Annotated in this window: 21 protein-coding genes; 8 read left to right on the top strand and 13 right to left on the bottom strand. The window is 61.3% G+C overall.

All coding sequences use genetic code 11. The features are described from left to right. Nucleotide 1: 1 nt before the first annotated feature. Genes KY459_02530 through dapF form a run of 4 tightly spaced genes read right to left on the bottom strand, consistent with a single transcriptional unit; the run spans nt 2 to nt 5,328 of the window. On the bottom strand, nt 2-874 hold the full coding sequence (locus tag KY459_02530) for a glycosyltransferase (GenBank protein MBW3563579.1): 873 nt from the start codon (nt 872-874) through the stop codon (nt 2-4). Next, the gene (locus KY459_02535) at nt 867-2,825 is read right to left on the bottom strand and encodes a hypothetical protein (GenBank protein ID MBW3563580.1); all 1,959 of its coding nucleotides are present in this window, start codon (nt 2,823-2,825) and stop codon (nt 867-869) included. Before KY459_02535 ends, KY459_02530 begins: the two co-directional genes overlap by 8 nt. Beyond that, nucleotides 2,822-4,414, bottom strand: coding sequence for a hypothetical protein (locus tag KY459_02540; GenBank protein MBW3563581.1), 1,593 nt, complete (start codon nt 4,412-4,414; stop codon nt 2,822-2,824). Before KY459_02540 ends, KY459_02535 begins: the two co-directional genes overlap by 4 nt. Continuing rightward, nucleotides 4,411-5,328, bottom strand: coding sequence for a diaminopimelate epimerase (dapF, locus tag KY459_02545; protein MBW3563582.1), 918 nt, complete (start codon nt 5,326-5,328; stop codon nt 4,411-4,413). The genes KY459_02540 and dapF overlap by 4 nt, the downstream gene beginning before the upstream one ends. Before the next feature lie 113 nt (nt 5,329-5,441). Between dapF and KY459_02550 the strand changes: the two genes are divergently transcribed. The 5 genes from KY459_02550 (at nt 5,442) to KY459_02570 (ending at nt 11,417) form a co-directional block, all read left to right on the top strand. Further along, nucleotides 5,442-7,118 (top strand): VWA domain-containing protein, encoded by a 1,677-nt coding sequence (locus KY459_02550; GenBank protein MBW3563583.1) that lies wholly within the window; start codon nt 5,442-5,444, stop codon nt 7,116-7,118. A 15-nt stretch (nt 7,119-7,133) separates the two neighbouring features. Further along, complete coding sequence (truA, locus tag KY459_02555; protein ID MBW3563584.1) at nt 7,134-7,865, top strand: tRNA pseudouridine(38-40) synthase TruA; 732 nt, start codon at nt 7,134-7,136, stop codon at nt 7,863-7,865. A 233-nt stretch (nt 7,866-8,098) separates the two neighbouring features. Then, nucleotides 8,099-9,184 carry a paraquat-inducible protein A gene (locus KY459_02560; GenBank protein ID MBW3563585.1) on the top strand — a complete coding sequence of 362 codons (1,086 nt, stop codon included), beginning with the start codon at nt 8,099-8,101 and terminating at the stop codon, nt 9,182-9,184. Next, nucleotides 9,181-10,869: an MCE family protein gene (locus KY459_02565; protein ID MBW3563586.1), complete on the top strand. Its 1,689-nt coding sequence runs from the start codon at nt 9,181-9,183 to the stop codon at nt 10,867-10,869. The genes KY459_02560 and KY459_02565 overlap by 4 nt, the downstream gene beginning before the upstream one ends. Further along, nucleotides 10,866-11,417 (top strand): PqiC family protein, encoded by a 552-nt coding sequence (locus tag KY459_02570; GenBank protein ID MBW3563587.1) that lies wholly within the window; start codon nt 10,866-10,868, stop codon nt 11,415-11,417. The genes KY459_02565 and KY459_02570 overlap by 4 nt, the downstream gene beginning before the upstream one ends. Before the next feature lie 234 nt (nt 11,418-11,651). Here the strand turns inward: KY459_02570 and KY459_02575 are convergent, their stop codons facing one another. The 6 genes from KY459_02575 to KY459_02600 form a co-directional block, all read right to left on the bottom strand. Continuing rightward, a complete protein-coding gene (locus tag KY459_02575; protein ID MBW3563588.1) occupies nt 11,652-12,137 on the bottom strand; it encodes a nucleotidyl transferase AbiEii/AbiGii toxin family protein in 486 nt (161 codons plus the stop codon). 103 nt (nt 12,138-12,240) lie between these two features. Beyond that, nucleotides 12,241-12,867, bottom strand: coding sequence for a hypothetical protein (locus KY459_02580; GenBank protein MBW3563589.1), 627 nt, complete (start codon nt 12,865-12,867; stop codon nt 12,241-12,243). 421 nt (nt 12,868-13,288) lie between these two features. Next, nucleotides 13,289-14,497, bottom strand: coding sequence for a hypothetical protein (locus KY459_02585; GenBank protein MBW3563590.1), 1,209 nt, complete (start codon nt 14,495-14,497; stop codon nt 13,289-13,291). An 8-nt stretch (nt 14,498-14,505) separates the two neighbouring features. Next, nucleotides 14,506-15,507 carry a hypothetical protein gene (locus KY459_02590; GenBank protein ID MBW3563591.1) on the bottom strand — a complete coding sequence of 334 codons (1,002 nt, stop codon included), beginning with the start codon at nt 15,505-15,507 and terminating at the stop codon, nt 14,506-14,508. Nucleotides 15,508-15,526: 19 nt separating this feature from the next. Further along, on the bottom strand, nt 15,527-16,636 hold the full coding sequence (locus tag KY459_02595; protein MBW3563592.1) for a carboxylate-amine ligase: 1,110 nt from the start codon (nt 16,634-16,636) through the stop codon (nt 15,527-15,529). Beyond that, on the bottom strand, nt 16,636-17,682 hold the full coding sequence (locus tag KY459_02600) for a hypothetical protein (protein MBW3563593.1): 1,047 nt from the start codon (nt 17,680-17,682) through the stop codon (nt 16,636-16,638). Before KY459_02600 ends, KY459_02595 begins: the two co-directional genes overlap by 1 nt. A 77-nt stretch (nt 17,683-17,759) precedes the next feature. Between KY459_02600 and mscL the strand changes: the two genes are divergently transcribed. Further along, nucleotides 17,760-18,242 carry a large-conductance mechanosensitive channel protein MscL gene (gene mscL / locus KY459_02605; GenBank protein MBW3563594.1) on the top strand — a complete coding sequence of 161 codons (483 nt, stop codon included), beginning with the start codon at nt 17,760-17,762 and terminating at the stop codon, nt 18,240-18,242. 10 nt (nt 18,243-18,252) lie between these two features. Here mscL and KY459_02610 read toward each other — a convergent pair whose 3' ends face one another. The 3 genes from KY459_02610 to KY459_02620 form a co-directional block, all read right to left on the bottom strand. After that, on the bottom strand, nt 18,253-18,801 hold the full coding sequence (locus tag KY459_02610) for a DinB family protein (GenBank protein ID MBW3563595.1): 549 nt from the start codon (nt 18,799-18,801) through the stop codon (nt 18,253-18,255). Between the two features lie 466 nt (nt 18,802-19,267). Further along, nucleotides 19,268-20,164 carry a response regulator gene (locus tag KY459_02615; protein ID MBW3563596.1) on the bottom strand — a complete coding sequence of 299 codons (897 nt, stop codon included), beginning with the start codon at nt 20,162-20,164 and terminating at the stop codon, nt 19,268-19,270. Nucleotides 20,165-20,260: 96 nt separating this feature from the next. Beyond that, nucleotides 20,261-21,937 carry a hypothetical protein gene (locus tag KY459_02620; protein MBW3563597.1) on the bottom strand — a complete coding sequence of 559 codons (1,677 nt, stop codon included), beginning with the start codon at nt 21,935-21,937 and terminating at the stop codon, nt 20,261-20,263. Between the two features lie 92 nt (nt 21,938-22,029). On the opposite strand from KY459_02620, the gene KY459_02625 reads away from it, so the two are divergent. Continuing rightward, nucleotides 22,030-22,989, top strand: a complete 960-nt coding sequence (locus KY459_02625) for a pyridoxal-phosphate dependent enzyme (GenBank protein ID MBW3563598.1) — start codon at nt 22,030-22,032, stop codon at nt 22,987-22,989. Next, complete coding sequence (locus KY459_02630; protein MBW3563599.1) at nt 22,986-24,329, top strand: replication-associated recombination protein A; 1,344 nt, start codon at nt 22,986-22,988, stop codon at nt 24,327-24,329. Before KY459_02625 ends, KY459_02630 begins: the two co-directional genes overlap by 4 nt. Nucleotides 24,330-24,651 lie beyond the last annotated feature (322 nt).

The raw sequence follows: 24,651 nt of genomic DNA on the forward strand, positions 1-24,651 counted from the left end.
ATCACATTCGGGCCGCAACCGTCCCGCTCAGGCCGCTGACGATTCCCCGGATACGGTCGATGACCGATCGGGCGTGGAGCCTCGCCGACGATCGAACGATCGCGCGGAAATCCTCCGAGAGAAGCGCTGGAATGTTGCCGACGCCATGATGGATTCGCGCGATGAAATATCGATTTCTCGTCCGAAGAAACACTGCTCTGCCTGCAAGTTTTACCTCTGAACCCGACCCGATGTGCACGGCCAGGGGCTCGTCGAGTAGCTCGGCCTTCCATCCCTCTCTTCGAAGACGCGCTGCCAGCTCGACGTCTTCGTAGTAGGTCTCGAGAAGACCGAGGAAGATCTCGCCGCCTTTGCGTACGCTCTCGAGCGCTCCTCGCCGGTAGAGGGCCGCAGTCGCCGAAACACCCCAGATCTCGCGGAACCGGCAGTCGAAAGATTCGAGCGGACTCCCGTGACCGGCCTGAACGATCCGGCCATCCCGCGGCGCGATACCCGCTCCGTCGATCATCCCGTCGGGCTGAAGATTGAGCGACTGAACCGCGGCCAGATCATCTCGCTCCTCGAGCCTTCCCGCGAGATTTTCCAGCCATTGCGGTTCGAGTACGACGTCGTTGTTGATCAGCGCGACGTACGGTTCGCTCGTCGCTCGGATCGCCTGGTCGGCTCCCCGCGCAAATCCGATGTTGCGATCATTCCGGATGATCTCGATCGGAAGGGATGCAGGCCTCAGCCGGCCGGCGACAGGATCGACGGAGCCGTTGTCGAAGATCACCACCCGCTTCGGAGCAAGCGTCTGTCGCTCGAGCGAATCCAGGCAACGCTCGAGCATCTCGCCCCCGTCGAGGTCGAGGATGACGATCGCCACCTCAGTCACCGGCGATCCAGTCGGCCGTTACCTCGCCGCTCAGAACCTCGATCTCGACGGCCGATCCGGCGGAGCGAGCAACCGGAAGCTCGGCGCGCAGCCACCCGGACGGAGGCGTCGGCCGCAGCCGGAAGGGCGCCCCATTGACCCGGATCACGGCGCTCCCCTCGCTCTGATACCGGAGAATCGCTTCGTCGCCTCGAAGCCGGAAGCGCGCGCGATCGCCGGGACGCAGCTTCCACCCTCCATCGAAGCGAAACCGGGCAACCGTCCACCGCGGAGGGTGGAGCTCCCCCCCTTCATGGATCACGTGCGCATCTTCCAGATGAACGATCGCTCCCGGTGAGGATCCCAGGGCTACACCACAAGCGAGCGCGATTGCCAGCCCCGAGATCACGACTCTCGGGTCGATCGAACCGCCACGACGCAACATCAGAGCGAAAGCCGCGAGAAACGCGATTGCAATGGCCGTCCAGACGATTGCCGCTGCATTCGGGCGAATGAGACTCGGGAGAATCCTCGAAAAGTCACTGCCCCACGTCATCGACAGCCACTCGCCGAGAACGCTCTCTCCATTGGCGATGTTAAAGAGCCTCCCCGGGAAGGCGATGCCGTGAACGACGAGCCCTGCGGACCCGATCGCAGCGATCAGGATGATCCATCGCGGAATCGCGACCCAAAGGCGAGCAATCCCCAGAGCGAGGAGCGGAGCGAAAATCACCACATATCTCAGCGGAGGAGACCATCCCCCATGCCACTCCGCCCTTGGAACGAGGAGCACGAGATAGGGAACAAGGGCGAGTAATCCCAGCCGGACAACCGGCGGCGAAACGGCCGCGAACACGCAAACCAGCCCGACAAACATGAACGGACTCTGGAAGAGAAAACCGGCTCGTGCATCCACAAGGAGACCGGTCGTGCCCCTGATATAGTTCAGCGGGCCACCCGGCACGATCTCCGACAGAGTGTGAATACCCAGTGCACTCCCCTGTGCAACCGTCATGACGAGCATCGGCACGGTGACGATCAGCACGAACCCTCCGATGAGCGCCCATCGAACGCGGCTCGCCAGCCCTCCGATCCTCTCGCGATCCCTCCAGAGCGTCAACAGGATGAGAGTGACCACGACCGGCAGAAATCTCAGCTTGAAAAGCGCGGTGAGGAGACTCCATCCGAACAGAGCGGCCCAGTGCCGCCTGCTCGCAGCCCTCAGACTCTGCACAAAACAGAACGCCGCCGGCACCTCGGGCCAGATCCGAGTCGAGTAGAAGACGACCGGTGGTGCGAAGCTGAGAAAGATCCAGCAGCGCTGAAGCGTCACGGTCCCGATTCCGGTCTCGGCGCCAAGCCGAAACCACGCCCAGGCGAGAAGCCCAGCGAAAATCGCGATCGTTGCAGCGGCGCCGCCAACACCCGCAATCGATACACCCGGAAGGATGAAAAGCGGCAGAAGCGGACCGTGCCGGCTGTAGAGCTCGCCGCTCGGACCCACCGGATCACCGAGTTGCGGGCCCAGATCCGTCCGACCAATGGCCGAGACCTCCGGATTGGCATATTGATTCGCCAGGTCGAGGTCACCGTCATGAAGGATCGACTCGGCGATCAGCACGTAGTAGGACTCGTCACCGTCGGTCGATACCGCACCGAGCTGAGCAGGTATCAATGCCGCACAGAAAAGGCTCGTCACGGTCCCCGCTCTGACGGGAGTGAGCCAATCGTGACCATTCCAAACTGCCAGGCCGATCAGCACCACCCTGGAGACCACCCACGCGCCAGTCAGGAGCCTCCAGCTCGAAGGGAAGGATCCCAACGCCATCGCCACGGTGGCTGCAATCAGAAAGAGCGAAGTCATGACCGCGTCCGTCACGAACAGTCGCATTCGATTCTCACTCGGAGATTTCACCGAGACGATTCCCGCGACAAGGGCCGTGAGGACGATCGTTGCCAGTTCGGGAGTCACTCGAATCTCACCCCTTCGATGATCAATCCTTCATCGGGATCGAGCTCGGAAGACGCCCCGATTGAAACGAGCTTCACCGCACCCGCTCCTCTCAGAATCATTCTGCCCGTACCCCGCCGGAACGCGTCGATTCCCCAGCCGGTCACGGGCCCGGAGGCAATCCGGGGCGGGACATTGAGAGTCCGGTACCAGGCAGTGCTCCGGAACGCGCCCCAGTCGGCGACGTCACCGATCGCAACCTCATGGCGAACGACGCCGCCATCCTCTCCCACCACGTCGATACTCCCCAGCGCCGTCCCCGCCGGGCGATCGCTCGCATTCTCCGCCGAAAGTTCGACGATTACCCGGTCCGCGCCCGCTTCCCCGCTGATGAAGCTGAGGCGCTCGCCTGCGCGGAGCGTCGCGAACGAGCTCCCGCCCGCGTAATGCGAGGAACCGAGCAGAAAAAGACCGGCACCGAGGATCACCGGGATCGCCACCGCGGAGAGCCTGCCGAAGAGGGGAGCGTACAGAATGGCGGCCGTCGCCAGCGTGATTGCCGTCGAGGAGTTGAACGGGAACCCGGCCATCACGGCTCCGCTCCAGGGAAACAGCGAAACAGCGATCGCCGCCAGGACGACCAGCGGAAGAGACGTGCTCTCCTCGCCGTGATCTCGCACTGCCGCCGTGCCGCCCGCGGCCAGGGCTCCGCCTAGGATCACGCTTGCCAGCGCAACCGATGGGCGGCTGATCAGAGCGATCCCGACTCCGGCGGCAAGCGGAATCCATAACGTCAGCTTCCGCGTCCGAATGGTGCCGGCGACGAACGGGAGCAGCGTCCACCACCCCGAGGCGAGAGAAGCCAGAGGGCTGAGCAGTACGATCGGGGCTCCCGTGAACGCGGGTCGTCTCCCGGCCCCCGCTCTCACCCCGAGAACGAGGACGGCCGCGAGGAGCGCAGCCCACAATCCGATCACGATGCCTGCGGCGAGCGCGGCGATCTCGATCACGACTCGGCGGCGCCCGCTCTGACGGATCCCGAACATCAGCAGGGCCGCGAACAGCGGAATGAGGCTCGCCCGCAACGGAAAGGCCGGCGTGACGGCGGCCAGCAGGAGGGCGAATGCGACTCCCTCTCGTGGGGCGAGGAGTCTTCCCCGGTCATGGGGCCAGGCCAGGACGAACCCAGCCGCCCCCGCCAAAACGACCAATCCAGAAACCACATCCGCAACACCCGCGGCGCCGAGCAGACGAAAGGGTGCCATTCCGGTAGCGACGAGCACAGCAGTCTCGACTCGATGATCGCTCACAATGACCAGCCAGAGGATCATTGCGCTCCAGGCGCCGCCGACGATCAGCGCGCGCACCGTGTCGTCGCCCGCGATGATCCACGCACCGAGCGCCAGGAGCGAAAGAGCACCGGTGACCGGGAAGGAAAGCCGCCGCGAGCCAAAAACTCCCACCACCAGAATGAGGAGTGGCAGCAGCAGATCTACAGGAGTCGTCCCGGCGCGGCTCCGCACGACGACCAACGCTGCCGCGGCGATGACGCCCGCAGTCGCGAGATTGGCCGAAAGAATCGGGTGGCCTGTGGTCGCATCCGCGCTCACGAGACTTCGGGGTCGCGTAGGCCGGGGTGCCGCACCCAGTGCGGATCGAATCCCGCAATCGTTTCTCTCGTCATCGTTCCTTCGTACACCACCCGCGCGTCGCCGATGAGCGTCAGCTTCGAGATTCCGTCGCTTCCGATCTCGAACGCAGCCTCGTAATCGATGCCGCTGCGCGTCCGCACTGTCAGCGGCGAGCTCACACGGCCAGTCAACGCCGAGGCTGCAACACCGGCAAGCACACCCGACCCGCAGGAGAGTGTTTCCCCCTCGACTCCTCTTTCGAAAGTACGGATGTCGATCCGGTCCCGTCCGTGGACCTGAACGAAGTTCGCGTTCGCGCCGTCCGGAGCGAGGTCGGGATGCTGGCGGATACTCCGTCCACGGCCCGCGACGTCGACTTCCCAGATCCCGTCGACGAACTCGACGAAATGCGGAACGCCGAGGATCATCGTGACTCCGGTTGCGAATCCGTCATCGCCGAGGTCGAGTCGCCGGTCGAGCCGGGCGGCCTCCGGACCCGCGACTTCGAGTTTGACCCGGTCGTCGTCGAGAAGCGTGGCGCTGACCACTCCGCAATCTGCCTCGATCGTCATTTTCCGACTGGCAAGACCTTCCAGCACGGCGAACCGTGCAGCGCACCGGGTCCCGTTCGCGCAGAAATCAGCTCTCGAGCCGTCGGAATTGAAATAGATCATTCGAACATCGGCCGTTTCCGATTCGGTACTGAGGACGATCAAACCGTCTGCGCCGATCCCGAGTCCCCGAATGCATGCTCTAGCCGCGAGATCCCCGAGATCGCTGATCTTCTGCTTGCGGCCGTCCAGCATGATGAAGTCATTGCCTCCACCGGCCATCTTGACGAATTTCGAGCGCGTCAGATCCATGAGATCGAAGGTGAGCGCTGAAATAATCACCCCCGCGCTCGTGCTACAGCATAGCGTCTCGACACCTGCGCGGGCGCAACTTTTCGCCCGCCCGGGCGTCGAAGTCATGGACGTCCCGAAAAGGGCCGCACGGTCTGAATCCTATGAAACCAATACTCACACTGGCACTCCTCCTCTCTGCCGGCGCCGCTCAGGCGCAGCAAACACCCCCAGCCGACGACCAGACTCCCCTGATGGAGACGATCGACATCCGGGTCATCAACGTTGATGCCGTCGTGACCGACCGCAAGGGAAATCCCGTAACAGGCCTCACGAGGGACGATTTCGAGATTTACGAGAATGGCCAGCCCCAGAGGATCACCAACTTCTACGAGGTGAACCTCGAAGAGCGCGATGCAACCGTTGATGCTCAGGGCACATCGACGACGAGTGCTGAAGCACCCGCCAGCCTGCCGGAGAGAGAAACACGACGGAAGATCGTATTTTTCGTCGACAACCTCTCCCTTTCTCCATTCAACCGGAACCGCGTATTCGAGGCGATGCAGGACTTCGTGGATGAAGTCATGCGGCCCGGCGACGAGGGAATGGTGGCGGCATGGAACCGGAGCATGAAAGTCCGGGTCCCGTTTACCCAGGACACCCAGCAGATCAAGCTCGAGCTCGAGGCGATGAAAGGCGAAAGCGGTCTCGGAGTTCACTACCAGAGTGAGAAGCGTCAGATCGAAAACCGAATCAGAGAAGCGATGTCGGTGCAGGACGCGATCGTCGAGGCTCGCAGCTGGGCGATGTCGGTCGAGCACGATCTGCGGACGACCGTCGGAGCGGTCAACAGCCTCCTCGAGACACTCGGAGGAGTCGACGGCAAGAAGATCATGGTCATGACCACGGAGGGCTTCTATATGTCACCCGGCCGGGAAGCGTTCGCGTTCATCGATGAGATGAAGCGTGAAAAGCCGGAGTGGGGCGCCTACGGTTCCTCCGGCATGTTCGAAGGGATGGGATTCAACGCCAGCCACGAGATCCGATCTCTCGCGACGACCGCGAACGCCAACGACGTGACCCTGTACACCGTTCACGCGGCCGGCCTCGTAGGGATGTCGTCATCCTCGGCCGAGAACATGCACGCGCGCTCGGTGACCGTCGATACGGTCGCTCTGACCAACAGCACCGAGTCCCTTCAGTTTCTCGCCGAGATGACCGGAGGCGTCGCGACAGTCGGAACCAACAACTTCAGACGCGGGTTCGACACCATCAAGAGCGACCTCAGCTCGTATTACTCGCTCGGCTACCGCTCGACCACGCAGCGGATCGACCGCCAGCGCAATCTGGAAGTCCGAATGAAGGACCGCAACCTGCGCGTGCGTGCAAGAAGAACCTTCATCGAAAAATCGATCGAGACGGAGATGCGCGACAAGGTCCTCGCTAAAGTTTTCTATTCGAGCGACGAGAACGATCTCGGCATCGTGCTTCGAACGGGCAAGCCCAGCCGATCGAGCGCCGAGATCTACACCGTTCCGCTCGAAGTGATGATCCCGATCGACAAGCTTACGATGCTCCCGGCCGGCGATACCCACCGCGGCAGCTTCACACTCTGGCTGGTCGTCGCGGACGATCGTGGCGACACCTCGGATGTCGTGACCCAGCAACACTCCGTCGTTCTCACCGATGAACAGCTCGAGAGCCTCAAAGGAAAGTACTACACGTATGCCGTCGACCTTCGAATGCGGAAAGGCCGTCACGTGATTTCTGCCGGTGTGCTCGACGGGCTCACCAAATCGACGGGGTTTCGCCAGCAGCCCGTATACGCAACCAGCCGCTAGCGAATCGTGAGCGAGATGCGCGTACTGCTCTCGATCCAGTACGACGGGTCCGGGTACTCCGGATGGCAGACACAGGAAAACGGCAAAACGATCCAGGCTGAGATCGAAAAGGCTCTCGGTCTGATCTGCCGCACCGATGTGCGAGTCACCGGAGCCGGGCGGACCGACGCCGGTGTGCATGCCGCGGATCAGAAAGCCCACTGCGACATTCCGGACGGCTTTCCTCTGGACCGCCTCCTCCCCGGGCTCAATGGCGTTCTGCCGAAAGAGATTCGTGTCAGGGCCGCGGAAAAGAAGGGCGCGGACTTTCACGCGCGATATCACGCAACCGGCAAGACCTACTGCTACAGGATCTGGAACGATCCTGTCGAGGACGTTTTCCTCTCCCGAACCCACACTCACATCCCCTGGCCGCTCGACGTCGAGCGGATGCGAACGGCGCTGCGAGCCGTCGTCGGAGAGCACGATTTCCGGGCATTCACGGTTGCGAGCCCGGAAGTATCCACCACCCGCCGGGAGATCTTCGAGGCACGAATCGAACCGACCGGAAGCTCGATCAGGATCACCCTTCACGGCTCGGGTTTCCTCCGTTTCATGGTCCGGCGAATCGTCGGCAGCCTCATCGAGATCGGTCTCGGCAGGATGGACGCGGCGAAGTTGCAGGCGAGCCTCGAACCGACGTTCGAGCAGGCCCGGTGGACGGCCGCGCCGGACGGTCTGACCCTCGAGCACGTTCACTACGACTGAAGGATTCACGACTCGCCCGATCGTTTGGCCTCCTGGCTCTCCGGCGGGTTCCCAGCCTCACACAATTCACTCCGATCCGATGGAATTCGTCTTGCAGCGGGCGTCGCTGGCTAGGCATGACGATCAGTTGCGCCGACTGCGGAAGCCCGCAGAAGATTCCCCGAGTTCCTCCGGGTGGGACAGCCCGCTGCTTTCGCTGTGACCGAGTCCTGGCGCGAGGGCATCGGGCGGGTGTGACGATCCCGCTGGCGTGTGCCGCAGCAGTGCTCGTTCTTTTGCCTGCGAGCGCATTTCTGCCGCTGATGGAGTCGACTTTCAGAAACATCCTCTTCGAGGAGAGCCGGCTCGTTTCGAGTGTCGGTGTGATCTACACGGAAGTATGGTTTCCGTTCGCGTTCGGCTTTCTCTTCTTCGCCTTCATCTTCCCCGCCGTACGAGCAATATTTCAGATACTCGTTCTCGGCTCGGTCCTCGTCGGATTTGTTTTCCGCGAGACCGGACGAATTTTTCGATGGAGCGAGCAACTGAGGACGTGGAGCATGGCGGATGTCGTGGTGATCGGAGGCATCATCGCGTATTACCGCGCCGCGGTACCGTCCAGAGTCGAGATCGAGCCTGGCGCCTGGTTGTACATCGGCGTCGCAGCGTTCGCGTTGCTCGGCGATCTCACGCTGGATCGGCGAAGGGTCTGGAGCTCGATCATGCCGGACCGCGAAGCGTTCTCCAGCGGCGAACCCTCCTGCGACGTCTGTGAACTGATCGTACCCGGTGCCAGTATCGGCGACCCGTGTCCCCGGTGCGGGGAAAAACTCGGATCCCGCGTCGTGATCCGCTTCGTCACCGCCCTCACGGCGGTTGCGGCCGCGATTCCTCTCTGCATTCCATCCTTCTCCACGGCCGTCATGGTCAACAATCGGCTCACGGGCACACTAGAACATACGGTGCTCGGAACGATCCAGCTGATTGCCGACTACGGAATGTGGACTGCAGCCGTCGTGCTCTTCATCGCCGGTGTAACCGTGCCGCTCGTCGAGCTGGCAGCTCTCTCCTGGCTGCTCCTTCGCGTCCGTTTTCCAAGCGTGCGCGGCCTGGTACTGCGCACACGCATGCACCGCATGCTTCGACACCTGATGCGCTGGCCGATGATCATTCCGTTCACCGCTGCGATCGCGGCTCCGATCATCGACTTTCGGGGGGTCGACGACATCATCTCGGGGCCCGGCGCAACCCCCCTGTTCATGGTCATCACTCTGATGATGCTCGGAATTAGCGTTCTCGAACCAAGGCTCATGTGGAGATCCGCGGGTGAGGCCGAATGAACGGGCACGATGACGACGTCACGCCGGACCTCGCCGACGAGGGGAGCGATCAGGAATCGCGGGAGGCGAGCCTCCAGGTCGGCCACTGGTCTCCCTGGATCTGGGTGGTCCCTGCCATCGCGATTTTCGTGGTCGGTTATCTCGTGGTGCGGTATGGCCTTTTCGGAGGGGGCGACATCACCGTTCGCTTCGTCGACGCCAGGGGACTCGAGCGCTACAGTCCCGTCCGATATCGCGGGGCGAAAGTCGGGACCGTCCAGAAGATCACGATCGATGACGAGCTCGAAGAAGTGATCGTCCGCATCTCGATGGATGCCGCCATGGACGACGCTTTGCGAATGGGGACCAGCTTCTGGATCGTCGAGCCCGGTCTCGAGTCGGGCGGTCTCGGCGGGCTCCTCGGAGGTACCTATATCGGAATGGAACCGGGCGAGGGCGAACCGGCAGACGAGTTCGAGGGACAGGAGTACCCACCCATACTGACCGCGCCCCAGCCGGGAAAGACATTCGTTCTCGAATCCGAGGACGTCGCATTCATCTCGATCGGGGCCCCGGTCCAATTCGAGGGAACGCGCGTCGGCCGTGTTCTCGGTGCCCGATACGACGCCGAAGAGGGCGTCGGCTCGGTCTATGTCTTCGTCGTCGAGCGCTTTGCCAGCCAGGTTCGCGAGAGTACCCGTTTCTGGCGAACCGGAGGAGTGTCGATCTCCACCGAGGGAGGCAGGATCTCGATGGGCGACGTCTCTCTGGCTACGCTGCTGAACTCCGGCATCGCCTTCTACACTCCCGAGATTTTCGCCGGTGATCCTGCTTCCGAGGGGGCGGTGTTCGAACTGCACGACTCCCGTCCCGCGGCTATCGCGTCTGCCGACGGACCCCACATGACCTATCTCACCTATTTTCCGGGGGCGATCGGCGGGCTGGCCCCGGGGACATCGGTTCGCATGAAAGGGGTTCAGGTCGGCCGGGTGCGGGACGTGAGACTCCGCTACGTGCCGGAAAATGCGACCCTCGAAACTCCGGTCACCCTGGAGATCGACCCGAGACTGCTCGAGATCCAGGTCTATCCGGGCGAGACCAGAGAGGACCTGCGCGCTCGAATGGACGGCGCGCTCGAAGCGCTCGTGCAAAACGGACTGCGCGCCACCCTCACCTCTAGTCTTCTCGGCTCGACGTCGGTCTCTCTCGAGACCAGTGCCGCGCCGGGAACAGGCCGGCTCGCGGTCGAGCACGAACCTCCGGTCATTCCGGCCGCGCCTGGCAGCAGTGGGCTTGACGACGCCATCGCATCGCTGAACCGCGTGGCAGGCACGCTCGAGGATCTGCCGCTCCGGGAGACGATGTCGCATCTTCGCAGCGCCGCGGCACGCGTCGATTCGCTGGTCAGCGATCCCGCTCTGCAGGATAGCGTGCAACGGTTGAACGCTGCGCTCACCGATATCCAGGCCGCGGCACAAACGACCAACGAGAACATCGGACCGATTGCAGAAAAACTCCGGAGCGCCGCGACTTCCGCAGAAGCTGCAGCTTCCCGTGCTCAGGAGCTCGTCGGATCCGCTCCGAAACAGAATTACGATCTGGCGGAGCTTATCCGCGAGCTCACCCGGGCGGCCGAGTCAGTCAGAGCTCTGGCGAGCTACCTGACCGAAAACCCGGATGCGCTCCTCAAGGGAAGAGCCGAATGAGAATCCGACACGCCATCGCCGCGGCAGCCCTCGTCGTCTGCTCCTGCGGCTTTTTCTCGAGACCGGACCAGCAGTTCTTCACCCTCGAGACGATTCCTCCTGCGCAGCGCTCGGCAACCATCGGCGCCAACCCCGTCGCGATAGGAACGGTAGAGCTTCCCCCCGGGCTGGACCGACGAGGAATCGTCGTCCGGAAATCGGACCATCAACTCGACATCCGGGGAACTCATCAGTGGTCCGACACGCTGGAAACCGTCGTGCTCCACACGCTGGCCCACGATCTGGCTGCGAGACTTCCCGACGGAGAGGTCATCCTTCCGGGCCAGTCGACGCCGGCGGGCGGGGTGCGGTCGATCGACATCATCTTCGAAGAGCTCGCAGCAGGACCGGAAACGATCTTCCAGCTTCGAGCGCGCTGGACGGCCGATGGCCTGACGAGATTCGACGAGATCTCGGTCCCGATGTCGTCTCTCGACAGCTCCGAGGTCGCCTCAGCGACGAGTCAGGCGCTCGCGCAGCTCGCCGACCGAATCGTGGCCAGCATCTGAACCGGGAACGGTCGGTCAGCGCTCCGCGTCTGGCGCCTCGCGATAAGGATCGCGACGTTCCCGATTTGCCTCGGCCACCGAACGAAACCGTCGCACCCCGGACCGTGGGCGCGGATTCATGCGGAACCACACGGACATCATGGCGGCTATTCTTCGAAGATTTCCGGGGTCGTCCGGATCCCGCCACGGGACCGGCATCTCATCAATGGATCTGTATTTCTCGATTACCATGACTCAACGATCCTCGAATCCGAACCGCTTCGCCAGATAATCGGCGTCGATTCGATCCACTGGCCGTACAGTATCCTTCTTCATCTGCCACAGCGTATGGGGGCTCACGACCTGTATCGCAACATCATCGATTCGCTTCTCCTCGATCTCGAGCGTGTCGAACTCAAAAGCCTCGCCAAGCCTGGTGAGAATGTCGAAACCGAATCCCTCGGGTGGCCAGTATCGAACAGCCGGGTACGGGCCACAAAGTTCGTCAGCGGAAATTTCGTCGATGCTCGGATCATCGAATACCGCGCGCAACGCATTCTTCAGCCGCTCGATATTCTCCCTCTCGGGCCGGACAAAAAGATCGAGGTCGGCGGTCGCACGCGCGAGCCCATGCAGACCGAGAGCAATTCCGCCGAAAATCGCATAATCGACTCGATGCTCCTCGAGTGCCCGCAGCACGACCAGGAGTTGCTCTTCGTCCACCCTGACATCGTCACTCATATGACCGGAATGATCTCACAACCCCTCTGATCAGGAGGGACTGGAACGGCTTGGATCCGAGCACATCATCCAGCCGGGGATACGGTTTGGCCTTGAAACTCGCCTATTCCGCGGGGTCCCCGGTCTCGGCAGGAGGATCGATCGATTCGAACATCAGAACTTCCCAGCCGCTACTGGTCTCCAGCAAAGTCGCACGCGCATAGTTGGTCGTATTGAAGCGGTCGTACAACGGGCCGGACTGGAAAACCGCTCCGATCTCGTTCGGGATCCATCTCCACGAAAAGTCGACCGTAGGATCCCCGGATGCGTTCTCGCCCACAGCGAGTACCTCCCCGAACTGTTTCCGTGCGAGGGGAACGATGTCGAGATTGTCGTTCGGGCGTACGATGAACCGTCCGTCTCTCAAAGCCCGCTGGGTGATCACGACATTTCCCTGGCTGTCGAAGCCGATCCACCCGGTCCGTGCGAGATCCTGCGCGATCGCCCGCACCGAATCGCCGAGGTACTCAGTCTTCATCGGTATCGTGAAGGCGGCATTCGAGAACTGATACTGCCCGAACTCGGGAGAGCTGGCGATCAGCGTGGCGAGCTCTTCTTCGCTCGGAAGCTCGCGCGACGCGCTCTCCGGCTCCGGTTCGGAAGAAGGCGCCTCGGAGGTTGTCTCGCCCCCTCCGCAGGCAATCAGCGACGGGATCAACAGGGCTGCGAGCAACGATGACCTGATCTTCATCCCCGAACAATATAAAAAGAAGAGTGAAGAGTGAAGGGTGAAGAGTGAAGAGTGAAAAAAGGATTCAGGAGCCAGGATTCAGAAGCAGGATTCAGGAACCAGGATTCAGAAGCAGGATTCAGGAATTAGGATTCAGGAGCCAGGATTCAGGAGCCAGTGTTGAGAGTGAGGAGTGAAGCACTCGTCATTCTGAGCCCGGCGGAGCGCGGGCGAAGAATCTGGGCGGGGGCTCGTGATTCACCGCTGCCGCCCATTCGCCACTTTCTTTCACGAGCCTGCCCCCAGGTCCTTCGTCGCTGCGCTCCTCAGGATGACGAGCGTTTGGATGTGGCGAGAGCAAACGACCCTCACTCTTCAACCTGAATCCTGGCTCCTGAATCCTTTTTTCCCTCTTCACTCTTCACTCTTCACCCTTCACTCTTCAATGAAGGCCGATCGACGAGCCCACCCAGGTAAAATCCTTGTTGTAGTCGACGCCCAGCATTTTGCCTCGCGAGAGGCGGACGAGATTCTCGGCGAGTACCATCCGCTCCGTTCCCCGCGGACGCAGATACATCATTCTCACCTCGGCCTTCACCGACCCGCCGTCGGCAGCCTCGAGCGCACCCGCATACTCGACCTTCCGCTGAATGCACCAGAGTCCCTTCTGGTCGTCGGGTACCACGTTCAGATCAGCGACCGTCGGCTCCACGTTGACGCCGACGCCCGCAAAGGAAAACAACGGCTTCAGCACCCATGCCGTGTCGAGGTCGTCCGGCGGCTCATCGAGATCGCTCAACAGGATCGACTCCGGCACCGACGGATGCTCGAGAAACGGAAGCGTGTACTTCGACCAGATCCAGTACCAGTCCGGATGTGCTACCCACTCAACGTCGAGCTCTTCGCGGAAGTCGAACGGGAGAGCAGCGTTGCGCCGTACGAGCTCGTCGGCGATGACGCGGTTGTAAATTCGAAGGATTCGGCGCGAACGACCATTTTCATCGCGGCGAAAGAGCTGTCGCCCTCGGAGCTCGAGCTGGAGAACGTCCGCCTCCGGCACGCCGAGTAACCTGGTAGTCGACGAAAAGTCACAGTTCGTCTTCTGGGTAGACGGTTCAATATCAATAAGGCACACATCTTCAGGGTCATGAGGGCCGACGATGGTCTGCCCCGCCAGATCGACAAACGACTCCCGGTCGAGTCCCGAGAACCAGCAGCTCCAGTCCCGATTGAGTCCCGGGATCGCCGCAATCGTCTCGACCCAGGCATCCCGTTGAAAGACTTCGAACATGAAGAGCGATGGAAAGCCCTGCAGCTCGATCAGTTTGGGTTCGAGCGTTCCGTCCGCTCCTCTGACGATTGCGAAGTCGATCGTCGCGAAACTCGGAAGATGATCCCGCCCCGGTGCTCGGTAGGCATCCGGTACCGCCTTCTCCGAACGGGCGATCATGGCCGGGTCGCGGGCTTCTGCAATGATCGCATCCGCTGCGTCGGTCATCTTCCTGACCAGTTCCGGTGGAAGAAAAACGGGGGTTTCGGCGAGTCTGAACCCCGGCTCGCGGCCGCAAAGCAAGGTCAGTCTCTCACGGTAGCTTCGATACAGCTCATCGGTGAAAGCCTCATTGAATCTCTGGCGGTAGCGGCGATCCATCCGGGCGATCAGACTGCGATCGATTCTCCCAACCGCGCGTGAGCCAGTCGGCGCAAATGAAACTCGAGGACGCCGAGCAACGTGTACATCGACGTCCGTCTCACGCGCTCGTCGACATCGCGTTCGTTCCAGTATCGCCTGAGCGCCTCGCCGCGCTGTTCATACCATTCCGGGCTCACCTCACCGCTCCCGAGCTTTTCCTCGAGGACTTCTTCCAGATGCGCCAGGTCGACGACTTCAGGGTGGTGGTTGGCGCCGAATACCCGAGGCATCGTTCCGCTGACGTCTCTCGCGAGCTCGAACATCGTGAGCGCTTCACCCTCGCTCCCCTCCGGAGTCGACTCGAAAGCGAGATAGCTCGATCCGGCAGGCAACGGGCGCCCGTTCGGGATCAGATCGAAGAGCCGGCTGTCGAGCGCTCGAAAAAGAGGAGACTCCTTCAGCTCGCGTGCGAACCGGCCGAACCACGGATGCGCGAGGGCCTCTTTCGTGAGCCGATTCCTGACGATGCCGCTGCTGGGCGCCTTGGTCCCGGCTCGAAGAGCCGGATCAGCGAAACCGCCCCAGCGGCACATCAGGCCGAACGAATGGCAGTACGAGAGCAGCGCGACCCGCTCGTCCGCCAGAATCCGGTCGTACAAAGCAAACAGCGCGTCTTCCCATTCGATCTTCTCTGCCACACCCTCGGAGTACTCGGAAACGCCGTCGTTATTTCGGGGATCGAGGTGGCCCGGTCCTCCGGTCCCGACGTAGAGACCGAACCGCTCGGGATCGAAAGGCGGAATCGAATGCAAACGCCGGATGTCGAACGAGAGGACCCGGATTTCGAGGCTCGTCCCCTCGAGCGCGACCTCGGCACTCTCGTGCACGGCGTGCACGAGCGAGTCGTGCCCCAGATTGGGAAGCCCGAAATTCATGTCGAGAATCACGACGTCGAGCATTCGAGGATCCCACCGAGGGAGGTCTCGCTCGACTCGCTCGAAACTGAACATCTGACCTTTGCGTTTCATCGTCAGCTACCGAGCCTCATCAGGCCGTGATCCCCCGTTCGGTCTCGGCCATGATGTAGTCCACCACGGCTTCGAGGCTCTGTGTCTCCTTCCACACCCGCAGCTGCCGGTCGGCGCCGGGCCCCATTTTCATGATCTCGTGTGCATACTGCACTTCTTCGAGGCAACCGAGCTCCCGCGCGGACTCGGCGATCAGCTCGAGCAGCTCTTCGATGAGGCTCCTCGTATCGACCTGAGTCATCAATCCAAAATCGACGAGCTTTCCATCGAGACCCGCCTTCGCCGCCCGATTCTTGTTCTCCATGATCAAAGCCCGCCGATACAGTCGCCAGCTCATGTTCCGCCTGTGCAATTTCCACAGAGTATGAGTCAGAGCCTGGAAGATCGCGGCGATGCAGATCGTCTCCTCGACTCTCATCGGAACGTCGCATATCCGGTACTCGATGGTCGGAAAATATGGATGAATCCTGAGGTCCCACCAGATCTTTTTCCCGTCGTCCAGGCAATCGGAAGCGATCAGTATGTCGAGAAATTCTTTGTACTCACCCCACGAGCGGAACGGGTCGGGGATTCCTGTACGGGGGAAGCGCTCGAAAACTTTCGTCCGGTAGCTCTTCCATCCCGTTTCCCTGCCGCACCAGAAGGGTGAATTGACCGACAACGCGAGGATGTGGGGCAGAAAGTATCTCGCCTGGTTGAGCAGATGAATTCTCGTCTCGTCGTCTTCTACCGCGACGTGAACGTGAAGGCCGAAGATCAGATTCGCCCGGGCGATCATGCCGAGGTCAGAGATGATCTTGAGATATCGCGGAGCCTCGACGATCGGAATCTCCGACCAGTGGGTCGACGGATGGGTGCCCGCAGCCGCGATTCTCAACCCGTTCTCTCTGGTGAGCCGGATGATCTCGCGACGAAGCCGGGTCACTTCCCTCCGCGCATCCTGAATGTTGTGACAGATCGGCGTACCGACTTCGATGACCGAGTCGTGCATCTCCCGCTTGATCTCGTCGCGAAGTCGAGTTTCGCCCTCGGTGAAAAGCTCCTGAATGTGGGACCGGAGTTTTCTCGTCTCCGGATCGACGACCTGAAGCTCCTCTTCGATGCCGAGCGTGAACGATGGCTCGACCATTACTCTCCCTTTCGATCGGGGTTCCGGGTGGTTTTCCGGGGGCTCGATTTTTTCCTCGCTGGCGACTTTTTCGCACCTCCTTTTTTTTTCGTTTCTCTTCTCTTCTGCTTCTTCGATCCGAGAGTTTCGGGCCACGACCCGGTCGGCTCGTAGCCCGGAGGATCGAGAGCACGTTCGATACAGACGCTCGCAACGGTCTCGACGACCCACTCGAAATTCTGCTCACCGACAGAAAAGGGATCGGCGTCGGGTGCAGGATTCATGAAATCGATCGCGTAGGGCACTCCATCCCGGACGGCCAGCTCGACCGTATTCATGTCGTACCCGAGCGCTCGGCACAGCTCCAGAGCATCGCGCTCGATCTTTTCGACGAGACCTGGATGCTCCGACACGTAATCACGGATGTAGCGCTCGTGAAACTGTCTTCGCGGATCGTAAGCCATTACCTTCACGTGCTTGCGGCCGATCACATAGCATCGAAAGTAGTCGGTGAAATCGATCGCCTCCTGGGCCATCATGCAGAGATCTCTCGTCTGGTCATACGAGGAAAAAAACTCCGCCCGGTCGTGGCATTTGTAGACGTCCTTCCATCCTCCCCCGTAAGCGGGCTTGAGGAAGATCGGGAAGCCGAGAAAGTCGAAAACTCCATCCCAGTCGACGAACTCGAGGTTGCGGAATGAATTTCCCTTCGTATTCGGTGGATGTTGCTTGTGCGGAAGCAATACCGTTCGCGGTACGGCCACTCCGACCGACTTCGCAACCAGGTTGTCGAAGAATTTGTCGTCGGCCGACCACCAGAATGGGTTGTTGATGATCGTCGCTCCACTCGCGGCGGCGCACTTCAGGAATGTCCGATAAAAAGGGACATCGTGACTGATCCGGTCGACGATGACCGCGTACGGAGTCTCCGCTCGATCCTCGACGTGAGAAATTCTCACGGCCTCGGCGCGCACGCCGCTCTCATTCCTGTCGTTGATCCTGTTGATGAGAGCCCAGGGAAAATGGTCCTCCATCCCGAACAGCACTCCTACGACCTTCTCCTTCATTTTCGACGATCCTTTCCGGTCTTCCATCGTTATCGTATTAGAATCGAAATGGAGTTCACGAAGAAAGCCAGATGAGTCTGAAAAGCGAATTCCGGGAGTTTGCCGTACGAGGCAACGTCGTCGACATGGCCGTCGGGATCATCATCGGTGGTGCATTCGCCACGATCGCAAGGTCGCTCGTCGAGGACATCATCATGCCGCCGGTCGGTCTCATTCTCGGTGGCGTTGATTTCAAGGACTTCTTCGCTGTGCTGAAGTCGGGCACGCCCCCCGGACCCTACGTCACGATTGCCGACGCGCAGGCGTCCGGGGCGGTCACCCTCAACTGGGGCGTTTTCATCAACAACATCGTCAGCTTCCTCATCGTCGCCTTCGCTGTGTTCATCCTCGTCAAGGCGATCAACCGGATCCGCCGGGCAGAAGTCCCCGTACCGGAGGATCCGACGACGAAAGTCTGCGAATTCTGCCGGCTCGAAGTCCCCGTACAGGCCACCCGATGCCCCAACTGCACTTCCGAGCTGGGCTCGCCCGGGGGAGTCGCGCCGCCCCCGCGAGCCTAGCAATCCGTTTTTACAGCTCGGAGGCGACCGGCTCTGCCAGACCGTAGCGGTCCCTCAACACGGACAGGTGATGCTCGAAGTGACCGGCGAGAATCCACATCAGAGCCCGGACGGTGACCCTGGCGTTGCTCGCGACGCCCGAGCGCATCCACTGTTCCGGCCTCAAACGCTGAAAGAGCCGGCTGTTCGCGTACCTCATCGCCTCCAGCTCGCCGACGAGATCCACAAGGGGCACGTCGTCCGCCCCGCCTTCGGATACATAAAGGTTCTCTTCGAATCCCGGCAGCTCCGACTGATCCCCCCGCGAAAAGCGCAGCGCTCGATAGCCGAAGACTCTCTCAGCGTCGCAGAGATGACCGATCACTTCCCGGACGCTCCATTTTCCCTCCGCATAACGGGCTTTCTCAGCCTCCTCGTCGAGCGTCTCGGTCATTCCCCGCAATGAGGCGATCTGGCTTCCGAGGAGATCCAGGGGATCCCGATCTCCCAGGCCTTCCACGTAGGACCGGTAAAACGAGGCGTATTCATCGGGCTCCGGCTTTTCAATTGGTCTTTCCATTCTGTTCCTCTTCGGCTTGTGAGTAGTGGCTTGTGAGTAGTGGCTTGTAAGTAGTGGCTTGTGATTAGTGGCTTGTGATCAGTGGTCAGTGTGCCACAGTGCGCGATCTGTTTCACTGGCCACTAGCCACTCATCACTAACCACTTGTAAGTGGCTTGTGATCAGTGTGAATGGAAATCGGCTTTCATTCAAGGTCCCGATAGCTTTTTAACCGTGTCATGGTGTGGTGACTCCGTGTAGTGGCTGGTGGTTCAGTGTGTCACAGTGCGCGATCTGTTTCACAGGCCACTAACCACTCAGCACTGACCACTTTCAGCCCGCGATCTGTTTCACTGGCCACTAGCCACTCATCACTAACCACTTGTGAGTAGTGGCTCGTGGCCAGTGTTTCACCCCGCCCGCTCTGTTTTCACTGGCCACTAATCACTCAGCACTGAACACTTTCAACGCCACTAGCCACTCATCACTAACCACTTTCCGCCGCGGGGATGATGCCGATGACCCGGTTGCCTCGCCCTTCATAGCGAAGATCGGTAAAACTCAGCAGGTTGGCAATCGCAATTCCGCGTCCATGCGTGTCGAATACTCTTCCGGGGTCGACTTCGAGAAAGCGCTTCCAGTCGAATCCGGGGCCGTCGTCCTCGATCGTGATGCGGAGGTGCTCGCCGGTCTGCTCGAAATCGACTCTCACAAAACGGTCGGCGTTTTCCGGCAGGGAGGCGCGTCGGTTGATTTCCGCCTCCCATTCACCGCGTTCGGTCAACCGGGTCTTCTCCTCGTAGGTGATTCCGAGGGTGCCATGCTCGACTGCATTGACGAGTAGCTCGGTCACTCCGATGACCGCATTCTCCGGGTCCCTGGCGGTCGAGGCGATGAGGGTGCCGAGGTCGGCCGCCTCGCTCAGAGTCCGGAAGGCAAAGCTCCCCTTTTTCAGCAGCGACGCTGCGCGGGTACAACGCAATACGTCCTCCTGTAGTGTTCTGTACCGTCTGTGGTCGTTCGCAGCGGTCTGGACGATCGAGACCAGCATCTCCCGATCATAGGGCTTGACGACGTAGTAATAAGCCCCCTTCGCGATCCCCTCCTGCATCGACTTCGGATCATCGACGGCAGACTGAAGGATGACTGGTACCGAAGCAAGCCGGTCGTTGCTCTTGATCCGTTCCAGAAGTTCGAAGCCATCCATTCCGGGCATGAGCCGGTCGGTCAGGACTACGTCGTAGTCCCGTTCGTGAGCCTGAAGCTCGCGCCAGGCCGCGTTACCGTTGGCGCAGGACTCGACCTCGAATCCGGCTCCGTCGAGATATTCAAACAGGAGCTCCCGATCCGACATGTGATCGTCGACGATCAGTACACGCGCCATGGGGTCGCTCGCCCCGCTAGCTTATCGATTCGGCTCGTGAAAAAAAAGCGCCCGGCTCTCGCCGGGCGCCTCATACATTTCACTCAGTACCAGAGGTCAGGGTTGCTGATTCGCGGTGAAGAAGTCGATCGACCCGATGATCGAGGAATCTCCCTCTCCATCGAGTACCTGGACCGTGAGGCGATGCCGGGCATTCGCCAGCTGCCGGGTATCGAACTCGAACCTCCACCCACTGTTGATCGAGTTGGAGATCATCGGGTAAGCGTCCCGGACGTCGGGTCTCGAAAGTCCGTGGACCGCATTGCCGACCAGAATCCCGTCGACGTAGATCTGAACGGCCTGGACTCCGCCCGAGTCGCGGTCGATGGCCCAGCCTCGGAATGTGACCGTCCCGTTGATGAAATCCATCTGAACGGGGAAATCGATATAACCGAGCGTGGGGAAATTGTCGCCGTCCTGCGCACACTGGAAGAAGACCGGAATCCCGGATGTGTTCGGAACGTCGGCGAACGTCTGTTCCTTGTCGCCGACTCGCACCTTCAGATCGTGATGGCCGGGGGCGACACCGAGAGCGAGCATCGCTCCGACGTCGAGCCCGAAAACGAAGCCGGACCGGGGTGCATCGGGATAGGTCGGGTAGTACTTCTGCACGTCGAACCGGGTCATCCCGTAGCAATTGACGAGGCCGCCCCACGCATCGACGAAGGTACAGTCATCCGTCGACAGCCAGCGCACTCCGTCGACCAGCAGCTCGACGTAGGCGACCCGGCCCGTATCTTCACGGGTGCCGAGATCGAGAGCCCATCCCCGGATCGGGGTGAGCTCGCTTGCCGGACGGGTGCCGGGAGACGGGAGGGGCGAGAAAGTCCCCCCACCAGTAATCGTATCCGTGCATGCAGTCCCGTAAAGAACGTCGTCCCGCAACGGCTCATCCAGCCAGCCGAACGGACGAAGGTTGTTGGTCGTATTGAATACCTGAATGCTACGACGGGCGATCGGCCTGGTCAGCCCTCTGTTATCCGTGACCCTGACCACGAGCTCGTGCACCCCGTTGAGGAGACGCGTCGAGTCCATGTGGGCGATGAACCCGCTGAACATGGCGCTCGCGAAATCCGGATAGGCAATCGCCACGTCCGGTCGCGGATCCCCGTAGATGGCCGACTGCATCACGAGCCCATCCACGACGATGTCGATTCTGTCGATTCCGTCGGTATCGGTCGCCCAGCCGACGACCGGGAACGAACCACTCGCATCGTGCACCGGACCCGTGGACGGGATGTCCAGATGCCCGAACGGAGGCTGGTTCAGTGTGTTGTCGACCGTGATGACCCGCCGGCCGATCTCGAACACCTCGTTCTCGGAGGTGACGACCACCACGTGGATCGTGTGGGGCCCGTTCGAGAATCGACTCGCGAGGAACCCGGTCGAGAAGCCCGGTTGCTTCGTCTGGATCCCTTCCCAGTCGGGGTACGCCTGGATCACGTCGATCCTCGGTACGTTAATGGTCGCCGAGTGAAGGAACTGATCGTCGACGTAGAGGTCGACTCTCGAGATCTCGTCCTCACTGAGTGCAAAACCCTGAACCAGCACCACGCCGCTCACGACGAGTCCCGGTGCGGGTTTATCGAGTGAAGCGACGAAACCCTGCGCCACAGCCGGCGCAGCAACCAGAGAAACTGCAGCAATAACAATCAGGCCGCGGGCAACCCATCTCCACATGACCCACACCTCCAAGCCCTTGATGACCATGACTTCCGGAAAGATCTCGGTCAAAGATACCCTTCCGGACCAGCAGAGTCAAACTCTCATTTCAGAGCTCCTCGATTTCGAGGACGAACTCTCTCCCCGTCATTATACTATCGGTCGTGAAATCAGCAACCACCACAGAGCTCGGGCTGGAGAACGTCGAGGCCGCTGCCCGGCGGATTTCCTCCCTGGTTCACCGGACCCCCCTTCTCTCCAGTCGCATCATTTCGGAACGTGCCGGACTGGAGGTGAGACTCAAGTGCGAAAACCTCCAGAGATCGGGGTCGTTCAAGATACGAGGCGCCACCAATGCGATGCGCTCGCTTTCGGCCATCGATCGCCGTAAAGGTGTCATCGCTTACTCGTCGGGAAACCATGCCCAGGCCGTTGCGCTCGCCGCTCGGGATGCGGGGGTATCGGCCACGATCGTGATGCCGCCCGATTCGATGCCTTCTAAGCTCGCCGCAACCGCCGCCTACGGAGCCCGAATCGTCACTCAGGATGTGACGACGGCCAACCGGAGGGAAGTCGCCGAGAAGCTCGCCGAAAAGACCGGAGCCGTCCTCATCCCCCCCTTCGACCACCCGCACATCATTGCAGGCGCCGGAACCGCCGCCCTCGAGATCCTCGAGGATTGGCCGGACGTCCGCACGATCATCACCCCCCTCGGAGGAGGGGGACTACTCGCAGGCACCGCGCTGGCCGCCCGGCGATCGCCCGGAGTCGTGATCGTCGGAAGCGAGCCGTTGGCCGGGAACGACGGGCAGCGCTCTCTCCAATCCGGTCAGATCGTCACCATCGCCCCCCCCGCCACTATCGCGGACGGCGCCCGAACGACCGCTGTCGGTGATTTGAACTTCCAGATCATCCGGGAAAGCGTGGCCGACATCATCACGGTCGACGACGCGACTCTGCTCGAGATCACTCGCTTCGCCATCAGCCGGACGAAGCTTCTCATCGAGCCGACTGGCGCGCTCGGTCTGGCAGCTCTTCTCTCGAGCGCGAATCCCGCCATTCAAGGGCCGGTAGCCGTCATCATCTCCGGCGGAAACGTCGACCTCGAGCGGCTTTCCGGATGAGCGGATCCCTGTTCGATCTCGGGGCGCCCGACACCCGATCTCGAAAATCCGCTGACGACGCTCCGCTCGCCGAGAGGATGCGGCCCGGCTCTCTCGATCAGATCGTCGGTCTCGAGAGCATCATCGGCCCGGGATCGATGCTGCGCACTGCCATTGAAAAGGACCAGTTGCCGTCGATCATCCTCTGGGGACCACCCGGATCCGGGAAAACGACCCTCGGCTTCGTCATCGCAAAGCAAACCCGTGCGCGATTCATCCCCTACTCCGCCGCGACCTCCGGCATCAAGGAAGCCCGCGAGATCATGGAGGGCTCGAAAAAGCTTCGAGAAAAGACCGGCCAGCGGACGATTCTCTTCGTCGACGAGATTCATCGGTTCAACCGCGCGCAACAGGACGCTTTCCTCCCCTACGTCGAGCGAGGCGACATCACTCTGATCGGCGCAACGACCGAGAATCCCTCCTTCGAAGTCAACTCAGCGCTCCTTTCACGTTGCCGCGTCGTCGTACTGCCGAAGCTCGAGACCGAATCTGTGGAAGCCATCCTGCGACGCGCCCTCGGCACCGAGCCGATTGCTTCCTCGGGAATCGATGTTCCCGCCGAAACCATCCGTTTCCTCGCCACGCTCTCCGCCGGCGACGCGAGACAGGGCCTCGGAATGCTCGAAAGTATCGCCGGAACCGCCAAAAAGGGAGAGATCGTGACCGTTGAACGGGCCGGCGAGATCATCCAGCGCCGCTCACTCCGCCACGACCGGAGCGGCGACTCGCATTACCAGCTCATCTCCGCGATTCACAAGTCGATCCGGAACAGCGACGTTGATGCGACCGTCTACTGGCTCGCCCGCATGCTCGAAGGCGGCGAAGATCCGATGTATGTCGCAAGACGTCTCGTGCGCGCCGCCTCCGAGGACATCGGGCTCGCTGACCCCCTCGCCCTGCAGCTGGCAGTGGCAGCGAAGGATGCCGTACATTTCATCGGCATGCCCGAAGGCGGGGTCGTCCTGACCCAGCTCGCCATCTACCTCGCTCAGGCTCCCAAGTCGAATTCCGCCTACACCGCCTGGGAAAAAGCGCGGCAGCAGATCAGGAGCGGAGACGATCCGCCGGTTCCCCTCCACATCCGCACCGCACCTACCGCTCTGATGAAGGAGCTCGGATACGGCAAGGGTTACGAGTACGCTCACGACCATGAAGATCGAATCACCTCGATGACCTGCCTGCCGGAGTCTCTCGAAGGAACGGAGTTTTACGAGCCCGTACTCGAAGGGGCCGAGGAGGAGATCGCCAGGCGGCTCGCACGAATCCGAAAGCTGAAAGAAGAAAAAAAGCCACAGAGGTGACAGCTCGAGGTCGTCCTGTCGTTTCGCGCGAGCAAACCTTCGTCCACGATCGTCGCTTCGCGCCAACACAACATTCGTCATTCTGAGCCCGGCGGAGCGCGGGCGAAGAATCTGGGTGGGGGATCGTGAGTCACCGCTGCCGCTCACTCGTCAACTTCTTTCACGAGCCCCCGCCCAGATCCTTCGCCGTCCTTCGGCGGCTCCTAATGAAACATCCGTTCGCGAGTCTTTCCCGTGCCCGTGCCCGCGCCCGTGCCCGGCCTCATCGAAACCAGCGTTCCGCGCCATGGATCACATTTCCGGGGTTCATTTCCGATCCCAC

This window comes from Acidobacteriota bacterium (assembly GCA_019347945.1).
Classification (GTDB): Bacteria; Acidobacteriota; Thermoanaerobaculia; order Gp7-AA8; family JAHWKK01; genus JAHWKK01.

Excerpts from the sequence above, each read along its gene's own strand:
- KY459_02550 (MBW3563583.1), top strand. The coding sequence starts at position 5,442 with ATGAAACCAATACTCACACTGGCACTCCTCCTCTCTGCCGGCGCCGCT.
- truA (MBW3563584.1), top strand. The coding sequence starts at position 7,134 with ATGCGCGTACTGCTCTCGATCCAGTACGACGGGTCCGGGTACTCCGGA.
- KY459_02565 (MBW3563586.1), top strand. The coding sequence starts at position 9,181 with ATGAACGGGCACGATGACGACGTCACGCCGGACCTCGCCGACGAGGGG.
- KY459_02570 (MBW3563587.1), top strand. The coding sequence starts at position 10,866 with ATGAGAATCCGACACGCCATCGCCGCGGCAGCCCTCGTCGTCTGCTCC.
- KY459_02575 (MBW3563588.1), bottom strand. The coding sequence starts at position 12,137 with ATGAGTGACGATGTCAGGGTGGACGAAGAGCAACTCCTGGTCGTGCTG.
- KY459_02580 (MBW3563589.1), bottom strand. The coding sequence starts at position 12,867 with ATGAAGATCAGGTCATCGTTGCTCGCAGCCCTGTTGATCCCGTCGCTG.
- KY459_02585 (MBW3563590.1), bottom strand. The coding sequence starts at position 14,497 with ATGGATCGCCGCTACCGCCAGAGATTCAATGAGGCTTTCACCGATGAG.
- KY459_02590 (MBW3563591.1), bottom strand. The coding sequence starts at position 15,507 with ATGAAACGCAAAGGTCAGATGTTCAGTTTCGAGCGAGTCGAGCGAGAC.
- KY459_02595 (MBW3563592.1), bottom strand. The coding sequence starts at position 16,636 with ATGGTCGAGCCATCGTTCACGCTCGGCATCGAAGAGGAGCTTCAGGTC.
- KY459_02600 (MBW3563593.1), bottom strand. The coding sequence starts at position 17,682 with ATGAAGGAGAAGGTCGTAGGAGTGCTGTTCGGGATGGAGGACCATTTT.
- KY459_02610 (MBW3563595.1), bottom strand. The coding sequence starts at position 18,801 with ATGGAAAGACCAATTGAAAAGCCGGAGCCCGATGAATACGCCTCGTTT.
- KY459_02615 (MBW3563596.1), bottom strand. The coding sequence starts at position 20,164 with ATGGCGCGTGTACTGATCGTCGACGATCACATGTCGGATCGGGAGCTC.
- KY459_02630 (MBW3563599.1), top strand. The coding sequence starts at position 22,986 with ATGAGCGGATCCCTGTTCGATCTCGGGGCGCCCGACACCCGATCTCGA.